Source organism: Kitasatospora sp. NPDC101183, assembly GCF_044767945.1.
Taxonomy (GTDB): Bacteria; Actinomycetota; Actinomycetes; order Streptomycetales; family Streptomycetaceae; genus Kitasatospora.
Map to the genome: position 1 here is coordinate 185,231 of NZ_JBIWOW010000006.1, position 8,765 is coordinate 193,995.

Here is an 8,765-nt window from a genome sequence, read left to right on the forward strand (position 1 = left end):
CGATCGTGCGTCAAATGAGCAATGTAGTACCGCAGGGACGGTCCGTTCACCTACTGCCCGGCACCCCCTTCCTGTCCCGGCTGAACCGCCGGTGTCGCGGCGGTGGAGTCCAGGAGCGCCAGGTCACCCAGCGCGCGCTCCAGCATCTTCGCGCGGTACGGCTGCTCCTCGTCCAGCGCCCGGGCCGCCGCCACCGCCTCGGTGAGCAGGGCCCGCCGCCGCTCGGGCAGGGCGGCGAAGGCGGGCCGGCGGCTCACCTCGATCAGGACGTACGCCAGGCGCGAGCCGTACACCCGCGGCGCGAGCGGGAACAGCGTCCGGTAGACCCGCAGACCCTCCTCGCCGCGCAGCACCCGTCCGTCGTGGCTCATCAGCCGCATCCGCGCCTTCAGCACCAGGTCCTTGTGCACCCGCATCCGATGGGCCCCCTTCGTGTCGTCCGTCGATCCCCACCCCCGCCGCCCGGATCCGGGCAGCACGGCGTGCGCGCACGCCGCCCCGGGCGGGCGACGGCGCGAAGGCCGAAGGAGTGGATGCGGACGAGTCTGCGGGCCGCGGGCATGCCCGGACAAGGGAGGAACAGGGTGCGCTACGTCCTACCGGAAACCCCCTCCGAGCTGGCAGGATCGGACCTGACACGCTGCGGGGGACACCCGACCGGGGAGGGCGCCGGCGGGCGAGGCTAGGGTGGGGCCCCATGTTCATCCTGGAGCTGTCCTACACCGCCGAACTGGACCGGATCGACGCCGGGCTCACCGAGCACGTCGCCTGGGTGCGCCGCCACATCGAGGACGGCACCTTCCTCGCCGCCGGGCGCAAGGTGCCCCGCGAGGGCGGGATCATCCTCGCGGTCGGCGAGGACCGGGCCGCGATCGAGGCCCTGGCGGCCACCGACCCCTTCCTCCTCGCCGGCGTGGCCGAGTACCGCGTCACGGAGTTCATCGCCACCACCACCGCGCCCGTCCTGGACGGCTTCCGCCAGCAACTGCCCGCGTGAGCCTGCCGATCAGGGGCGTGCTCTTCGACGTCGACGACACCCTCTACGACTACTCCGGCTCCGACCGCGCAGGCCTGCTCGCCCACCTGGGCGAGCGCGGCCTGCTCGGCCGGTTCCCGGACGCCGACGCGGCCGTGGGCCTGTGGCGCGAGGTCATGGAGGCCCAGTACGCGCGCTTCCTGACCGGCGAGCTCACCTTCACCGGCCAACAGCGCGCCCGCGCACGGGAGTTCCTCGACCACCTCGGCGAGGGCGGCTCCGCGCTCACCGACGAACAGGCCGCCGCCTGGTTCGCCGGCTACGTCGCCCACCGCGACGCGGCCCGCGCCGCCTTCCCCGACGCCGCCCCCGTCCTCGCGGCCCTCACCCCGGGCCGTCGCCTCGGCGTCGTCTCCAACTCCTCGCTGGGGCACCAGCGCGAGAAGCTCGCCGTCATCGGCCTGCTGCACCACTTCCCGGACGAAGTGCTGCTCTGCTCCGACGAGTTCGGGCAGGCCAAGCCCGCCCCGGCCATCTTCCACGCCGGCTGCGCCGCACTCGGCCTCGCCCCGTCCGAGGTCGCCTACGTCGGTGACCGGCACGACGTGGACGGCATCGGCGCCCGCGACGCCGGGCTGACGGCCTTCTGGCTCGACCGCACGGGCCGCGGCGGCCCGGCCGTCCCCGGCGTGCAGGTGCTGCGCGGGCTCGACGAACTGCTGCTCCACCTCTAGGCCTTCCGGGCCGGGCGCGACGGGATCCCGCCCCCACCGCGTTAGAAGGTCATGGAGCGCACGAACACCCACGACTTCCAGGAGTTCGCCGCCGTCCGCGGGCGGCACCTGGTCCGAACCGCCTTCCTGCTGACCGGCGGTGACGCGCACCTGGCCGAGGACCTCGCCCAGGAGGCGCTCGGCAAGCTGTACGGGAAGTGGCGCAAGGTCTCCCGGATGGACAACCAGGCGGGTTACGCCCAGACCGTCCTGGTCAACACCTTCCTCTCCTACCGCCGCAGGCGCTCCGCGGGGGAGCACGTCACCGACACCTTCGCCGAGCAGCCCGTCGCCGACCCGGACCCGTCCCTGCGCGTCACCCTGCTGAGGGCGCTGGCCGAACTGCCCGCCCACGACCGGGCGGTGCTGGTGCTGCGCTTCTGGGAGGACCGCAGCGTCGAGGAGACGGCGCACGTGATGCGCCTGGGCGCGGGCGCCGTCCGCTCGCGCAGTTCCCGCGCCCTGGTGCGGCTGCGCGCCGTCCTCGGCTCCGAGCTGGACGACCTCGCCCGATCCTGAACCCCCTTCCCCGCCCCGCCGCTTGAGGAGCACCGGCATGCCCATGGACGACCCGCTCGCCCCCGGTTTCACCCGACTGCTGCACGAGGCCGCCGACCTCGCCCCCGCCCCGCCCGCCGCCGACCTCGCCGAGGCGGCCCGCCGCCGGCACCGGCGCCACCGCCGCCGCCAGGGCGCCGCGCTCCTGGGGGGCTGCGCCGCCGTCGTCGCCCTCGCCGTCCTGGCCGGGCCGCTGCTGCCCGGCGGCGGTGGCCGCGCCACGGTGGCGGGGCCGGTGGCCGGGGAGTGGCCCGCCCACCTGGAGGACCGGTTCATGTCCGACACGCTGATCGCGCTGCTGCCCCCCGGGACGGTCGGCAGCAGTTGGGCCCAGGGGCCCAACGACGGGCCGGAGAGGAGCACTCCGCCCGCCGCGCACGTCGTCTTCGACGACGGCAAGGGCGCCGGCATGGTCAACCTGACCGTCGGCCGCGCCGCCCTGCCGATCACCGACACCACCCGCGGCACCCAGTGCGCCGACGCCGTCGAGCGGCCCGTCGAGGGGTGCGAGCGCACCGTCCTGCCGGACGGCGGCATCGTCGTCATCGACAAGCTCGCGCCCGTCGAGCCGATGAAGGTCCGCGAGTGGCGGATCACCTACACCGGCCCGGACGGCCGCCAGGTGAGCCTCTGGGAGGTCAACTCCACTGTCTACGGGCCCCCGTTGACCCGCGCCGCTCCGCCGCTGAGCTCCGAGCAGCTCACCGTCATCGCCACCAGCAAGGCCTGGGACCCGGTCTTCGCCGGGGGCCGCACGAGCACCGTCGCTCCCGCCCCGGTCGCCGCCGCCGAGTTCCGGCCCGACGAGATCGTCACCACCGCCGTCGCCATGCTGCCGCCCGAGACCCGCAGCGACCCCGGCGCCCCCCAGCACACCCCGGGCAAGGGCCACCTCACGGTCGAGCGGGAAGGGCGGACCAGCATGCTCGCCGTCACCGTCACCCCGCGCCCCCTGGACAGCGCCGAGGTGGCCGCCGCCGCCCAGAGCTTCCGGCGGTCGGTCTCCCCGGCCGCCCTGACCCAGCTCCCGGACGGCACCCTCGTCCAGCTCCACACGATGGGCGCGAGCAAGTCCGACACCGGGCCGACCCTGCGCTGGCTGGTGGACGCCCTGCACCCGGACGGCACCCGGGTCATGGTCTCGGAGTGGAACGGCAAGGACGACACCGAGACCCTGCCCGGTACCCCCGCGCTGACGGTGGACCAGCTCAAGGCGATCGCCACCTTTGCGGCCTGGCGCCGATGAGCCGGGACATCTCGTGGTCGATCGCGCGAAACCCCTTGGCATGTACGGTCGTTGATGCCACTGGCAGCATGATTCCCCCGACGTAGGGAGACCTCTCATGTCCGACACCGACGCCGCGACCCCCGTGCGCGAGGGCGGCCCCGACTCCGCCGTCGACCGGGTCGCCGACTTCTACGGCGCCTACATCGACGCCGTCTCCGACGGCACCGACAACCTGGGCGACGAGTTGCGCGCCCACTACCTCACCGAGGACCTGCGCCAGCGCCTCGCCGCCTGGGAGGAGGCCAACCACGCGGACGGCGTGCTGCGCGCCCAGGACGTGCCCACCCGCTGGGAGGTGCGCTACCACGACTCCGGCGCCGGGCACCTGTTCACCACCGTCACCCTCACCTGGGGCACCGGCCCCGACGCCGGGCACACCAGGCTGGCCGTCCAGAGCGACCTCGCCACCAAGCTGATCTCGGACATCGAGGACGCCTGAGGCCGAACGCGGCGAACCCGGGTAAGCGGTCCGGCCCTCCGTCGGACTCCGGAGAGGGTGGGGGGAGCAGCGCGACTCCCCGGCCCGGCCTCCGGCGCCCGACAGCCGGCCCCGGCCCGGTCCCGCACCGTCGCCCGCGCCCGCCCGAGGGGCAGGCGCGGGCGACGGGCAGCGGGAGCACCGTCCTGGACGACACCGGGCCGGCCCCGCCCAGGTGGGCGCCGCCGCCGTGACTCATGCCTCCGGCTCGCGCAGGGGGCGGCGCACCGCCCAGGGCAGGACGAACCACAGCGAGGCGAAGATCAGCGCCACCACGGCGGTGATCGCCACCGCGAGCGGGGCGCCCAGCACCACGTCCAGCACCAGCAGCACCGCGCCGGTCAGCGCGGAGGCGAGCAGCAGCAGGCCCACCTGCGCCACCCGGGCGGAGACGCGGACGATCCGCGCCTTGCCCGGGTGTCGGTACAGGCCGCGGTGCAGGGCCACCGGCGTCGCCAGGACGGCGGAGGCGACGACGGTCAGCAGCAGGGTCGTGACGTAGATGTCCTGCTGGGCGTCGCTGAGTTCGGCGAAGCGCGGGGTGAAGGCCACGCCGAGGAGGAACGCGAAGACGATCTGCACCCCGGTCTGCAGCACTCTCAGTTCCTGCAGCAGCTCCACCAGGCGCCGGTCGGCGCGCACCGCCGGGTTCTCCCAGCCGGGGGGCGGGGAGGAGTCGTGGTGGTCGTCGTGGCCCGGGGGCGGAGTGCTGCTGGTCATGCGTCATAGTGTGCGTCCCGCCGCGCCTCCCCGCGCCTCCCCGCGCGGGTCCGGGGCCGCCGACCGTCCCGGACGGACTGTCAGTGGTGTGCGCTAGCGTCGCCGACGTGCCCCTGGAGAACGCCTTCACCGCCCGCCTCACCGCACCCGACTTCTGGCCGCGCTACCTGTTCGAGCACGGCGACACCTACGACGACGACCACCTGTCGGAGGAAAACAACTGGGAGGACGAGTTCACGGCCCGCTTCGCCCTCGGCGACGGCCACGAACTGGTCCTCGACGTCGACCTGGCCTACGCCACCTACAGCCTCGACCTCGACGCCCCCGGCCTCGACGAACCGGCCGCCCTCGGCTGGATCGACCAGGCCCACCCCATCCCGCACGCCCTGCGCTGGGGCGAACTCGACCGCCTGGCCCGGGCGTTCGCCCTCGTCGACCCCGAGCTGCGCCACCCCGGCCCGGTGCTCGCGCTGCTCGCCACCTTCACCGTCCTCGACGACGGCGACGACCCCGGCGCCATGAGCCCGCTCGTGGACGCGGCCTTCCGGCACGTCCGCCCCGGCGGCGGCCCGGGCCTGCGCCCCGAGACGCGTGACTGGTGGGAGTGGCGCAACCTCGCGGGCAGCGGCCTGGTGTGGTCCGCCGACGGACCGGGCGGTCACCCCGTCGCCACCCAGACCGGGCGCCGCCCCTTCGCCCCGCCGCTGTACACCCTGCGGTGCAAGGGCGGCGACTTCCCCTTCGCGGCGTTCGGGAGCCTCCTCGCCCGCGCCGAGCACCTCCTCGCCGAGGCCGCCGCCGATCCGGCCCTCGCCGCCCCGGCCGTCGCCGCAGCCCTCGCCCGCTGCACGGCCGCCGACGGCGCCGCGCACCTGCCGGAGCTCGCCGCCGCCCTGCGCGCGGCCGGGTACGGGCATCCCGTGCTGCTCCGGGCCGTCGCCGAGCCGCAGGACACGGCCGAGGCCTGCTGGGCCGTCGAGACCCTCGCCGCGCTCCGGCCCGGCGCCCTCGTCGCCCGCTGGTACGGGCGCAGCCCGCTGGCCGGCGCCCGGCACTGGGACCTCCGCCTCGACCTGCCCGTCCAGGGCCGCCCCGCGGGCTACGGCCGTACGGTCATGGACGACCTCGACCGCCGCCTGGTCGGGGCCGGCCTCGGCAACGCCCAGATCGGCGGCGCCACGATGCGCCGGGGGCCGGACGGCGAGGTGCGCTCGGAGTCCGTCCTGCTGGACATCCTGATACGCGACGACCTCGCCGCCGGACAGGCCGTCATCGCCGAGGCCCTGGCGGCCCACGGCGTCTCGCCCGAGGCCGTGCTCACCAACCGCACGGAGGCCCCGGCGGTCTGAGCCGCGCTCAGACCGGCACGCCCGCCTTGACGACGTGGAGGTGCTTCTCCGGGCGGGTGAGCACGGTGAGGTCGGCCAGCGGGTCGCCGTCGACCACGAGCAGGTCGGCGTGCGCGCCCGGGGCCAGCGTGCCGATCCGCCCCTCCATGCCGAGGAGCCGGGCGGCCGTGGTGGTCGCGGAGCGCAGCACGTCGGCCGCGGGCTGGACTTGGGCGCGCAGGGTGAACTCCTCCAGCTGGGCCGGGTGCAGCGGGCCCAGCAGGTCGCTGCCGTAGACCAGGTTGACGCCCGCGCGGTGGGCGCGCTCCAGGGCCTCCAGGCCCCGGTCGCGGACTTCGGCGAGCTTGCCGAGGGAGGCCGGCGGCAGGCCCGAGGCCGCGCCGAGCCGGGCGGTCTGCTCATAGGCGACCAGGGTCGGGACGAGGTAGGCGTCCTTCTCCAGCAGCAGCGCGATCGTGCCGTCGTCCAGCAGGTTGCCGTGCTCGACGCAGCGCACCCCGGCCCTGAGAGCCCGGTCGATGGCGCGCGGGTGGTAGGCGTGCACGGTGACGTAGCGGTTGTGGTTGTCCGCCTCCTCGACGGCCGCCCGGATCTCGTCCTCGCTGTACTGGACGGCGGCGATCTCGTCGTGCGGGGAGGCGACGCCGCCGGAGAGCAGCACCTTGAGGTGGCGGGCGCCCTTGCGGAACTCGTCCCGGGCGGCGGTGCGCACCGCGTCCACGCCGTCGGCGATGCGGCCGAAGTGGGGGCGGGCCTCGCAGCAGGGGAGCGAGTTGTCGCCGAGCGGGCGCAGGTCGCCGTGGCCGCCGGTCTGGGAGAGCGCCTTGCCGCCGTGCAGGAGCCGGGGGCCGGGTACCAGGCCCTCCTCCAGGGCGCGGGCCATGCCGTGGTCGGCGCCGCCGACGTCGCGCACGGTGGTGAAGCCGCGGCGCAACATGCGCTCGGCCTCGGCGAGGGCGCGGACGGTGGCGTAGCCGGGCGTCCAACTGGCCACGTCCCGCAGGTCGAGCGAGGTGACGAGCAGGTGCACGTGGGCGTCGATCAGGCCCGGCAGCGCGGTGCCGCCCCGCGCGTCGAGGACCCGGACGTCCTCGGTGGCGGCGGGCGGACGGCCGGTGCCGGTGGCGGTGATCCGGCCGTCGGCGGCCTCCAGCCAGCCGGCGTCGGTGAGGGTGCCGTCCTCGGGGTGGAGCAGGTGGGCGTTGGTGATGAGCAGTCGGGACATGCCGGGTCGCCTCCGGTTCAGTACGGGACGTATTGAATACGACCTGTACTGAATACACCATGTATCGTGCTCCTGTGAACCCAGCGCCCACCGACCCCGCCAACGCTGCCGCCGCCGCGCCCCGGCCGCCCCGCCGCCGCGTCCACACCCGGGCGCGGCTGCTCGCCGCGGCGAGCGAGCTGTTCCTCACCGTCGGCTTCGCGCGGACGAGCATCGAGGACGTCTGCGCCGCCGCCGGGTACACCCGCGGCGCCTTCTACTCGAACTTCGGCAGCAAGGAGGACCTCCTGCTGGCGCTCTTCGACGACCGGGCCGCCGAGCGGATGGCCGAACTGGAGCGGCTCGCCGCCGCCTGCCCGGGCCTGGCCCCGCAGGAGCGGGCCCGGCTGCTGGCCGAGGCACTGCTGCGGGTCGACCCCGCGGAGACCGGCTGGATCCTGCTGTTCCTGGAGTTCCGGCTGGTCGCGGCCCGCTCCGAGGCGCTGGCCGAGCAGGTCGCGGCGCACGATGCGCTGCTGGCGCGGGCGGCGGCGGACGTCCTGGAGCGGGCGCTGCCGGAACTGGTACCCACGGGGGCGAGCGCCCGTCAGGCCGCGGCGGTGATCCTGGCGGCGCGGGAGGGGCTGCTCGCGCGCACGGCGGCGGGCGGCGCGGTGGCCGAGGAACTGCTGGCCTCGACGGCGGCGGTGCTGTCGGGGCTGCTGGGGGCCGACGCTCCCTAGATCAACTGTCAGGCGCCGTACGCCCGCAGGAAGACCTCGACGGCCCGCTCGGCGTCCTCCCCGCCCGGCGCCTCCTCCTCGTACGGGCGGAAGCGCGCCGGGCCCGTCAGCAGCGCGAGCAGGTGCTCGGCCGCCCGGTCGGGGTCGCAGGCCCGCAGGTGCCCGGCGAGGGCGAGTCGGGCGAGGTGGTCGGCCAGCGCGCGCTGGAGGCGCACGTCGGTGCGCAGGCGCAGGTCCGCGGCGAGCCCGGGGAAGGAGCCGGCCTCGGCCTCGGCCAGCCGCCGCAGCGCGCTCGCCTCCGGCCCGTTCCACAGCTCGGCCAGGCCCCGCCCGGCCTCCGTCAGCACCTCCCGCACCGCCCCGTGGCCCCCCGCCCCGCGCAGCCGCTCGACCACGGCGACGCCCTGCTCGGCGACCCGCCCGGCGGCGGCCTGAAGAGCCTCGCGGTAGAGCGTCTCCTTGTCGTCCAGGTGGTTGTAGACCGTCGGCTTGGCGACCCCCGCCTCCTGGGCCACCTCCTGCACACAGGTCTGCGCGTAGCCGCGCCGGGCGAAGACGGCGAAGGCGGCGCCGAGGATCGCCTCCCGCCGCTGCTCCCGGCCCCGCGCGCCACGGGCGGTACGAACGACGGCAGTTGACGGATCTGAACCCATGGGTTCAGTCTAGAGCAGAACCA

General features: G+C 75.4%; 11 protein-coding genes. 7 read left to right on the forward strand and 4 right to left on the reverse strand.

The genetic code is table 11. The features are described from left to right. Window positions 1-50 precede the first annotated feature (50 nt). The gene (locus tag ACIRRS_RS10085) at window positions 51-416 is read right to left on the reverse strand and encodes a hypothetical protein (RefSeq protein ID WP_402967454.1); all 366 of its coding nucleotides are present in this window, start codon (window positions 414-416) and stop codon (window positions 51-53) included. Between the two features lie 281 nt (window positions 417-697). Here ACIRRS_RS10085 and ACIRRS_RS10090 point away from each other — a divergent pair, with 281 nt between their 5' ends. From ACIRRS_RS10090 to ACIRRS_RS10110, 5 genes are all read left to right on the forward strand, one after another. Next, a complete protein-coding gene (locus ACIRRS_RS10090) occupies window positions 698-997 on the forward strand; it encodes a YciI family protein (protein ID WP_402967457.1) in 300 nt (99 codons plus the stop codon). Further along, on the forward strand, window positions 994-1,710 hold the full coding sequence (locus ACIRRS_RS10095; protein WP_402967460.1) for an HAD family hydrolase: 717 nt from the start codon (window positions 994-996) through the stop codon (window positions 1,708-1,710). The genes ACIRRS_RS10090 and ACIRRS_RS10095 overlap by 4 nt, the downstream gene beginning before the upstream one ends. A 51-nt stretch (window positions 1,711-1,761) precedes the next feature. Beyond that, window positions 1,762-2,268, forward strand: coding sequence for a SigE family RNA polymerase sigma factor (locus ACIRRS_RS10100; protein ID WP_402967463.1), 507 nt, complete (start codon window positions 1,762-1,764; stop codon window positions 2,266-2,268). Window positions 2,269-2,305: 37 nt separating this feature from the next. Then, complete coding sequence (locus ACIRRS_RS10105; RefSeq protein ID WP_402967466.1) at window positions 2,306-3,553, forward strand: hypothetical protein; 1,248 nt, start codon at window positions 2,306-2,308, stop codon at window positions 3,551-3,553. A 97-nt stretch (window positions 3,554-3,650) separates the two neighbouring features. Beyond that, complete coding sequence (locus ACIRRS_RS10110; protein ID WP_402967469.1) at window positions 3,651-4,034, forward strand: hypothetical protein; 384 nt, start codon at window positions 3,651-3,653, stop codon at window positions 4,032-4,034. Window positions 4,035-4,268: 234 nt separating this feature from the next. On the opposite strand, the gene ACIRRS_RS10115 is transcribed toward ACIRRS_RS10110, so the two are convergent. After that, a complete protein-coding gene (locus tag ACIRRS_RS10115; RefSeq protein WP_402967472.1) occupies window positions 4,269-4,793 on the reverse strand; it encodes a DUF6328 family protein in 525 nt (174 codons plus the stop codon). 107 nt (window positions 4,794-4,900) lie between these two features. On the opposite strand from ACIRRS_RS10115, the gene ACIRRS_RS10120 reads away from it, so the two are divergent. Continuing rightward, window positions 4,901-6,142, forward strand: a complete 1,242-nt coding sequence (locus ACIRRS_RS10120; protein ID WP_402967475.1) for a hypothetical protein — start codon at window positions 4,901-4,903, stop codon at window positions 6,140-6,142. A 7-nt stretch (window positions 6,143-6,149) separates the two neighbouring features. Here the strand turns inward: ACIRRS_RS10120 and ACIRRS_RS10125 are convergent, their stop codons facing one another. After that, on the reverse strand, window positions 6,150-7,367 hold the full coding sequence (locus tag ACIRRS_RS10125; RefSeq protein ID WP_402967478.1) for an amidohydrolase family protein: 1,218 nt from the start codon (window positions 7,365-7,367) through the stop codon (window positions 6,150-6,152). A gap of 74 nt (window positions 7,368-7,441) precedes the next feature. Here ACIRRS_RS10125 and ACIRRS_RS10130 point away from each other — a divergent pair, with 74 nt between their 5' ends. Continuing rightward, on the forward strand, window positions 7,442-8,089 hold the full coding sequence (locus ACIRRS_RS10130) for a TetR/AcrR family transcriptional regulator (protein ID WP_402967481.1): 648 nt from the start codon (window positions 7,442-7,444) through the stop codon (window positions 8,087-8,089). An 8-nt stretch (window positions 8,090-8,097) separates the two neighbouring features. On the opposite strand, the gene ACIRRS_RS10135 is transcribed toward ACIRRS_RS10130, so the two are convergent. Continuing rightward, complete coding sequence (locus ACIRRS_RS10135) at window positions 8,098-8,742, reverse strand: TetR/AcrR family transcriptional regulator (protein ID WP_402967484.1); 645 nt, start codon at window positions 8,740-8,742, stop codon at window positions 8,098-8,100. Window positions 8,743-8,765 lie beyond the last annotated feature (23 nt).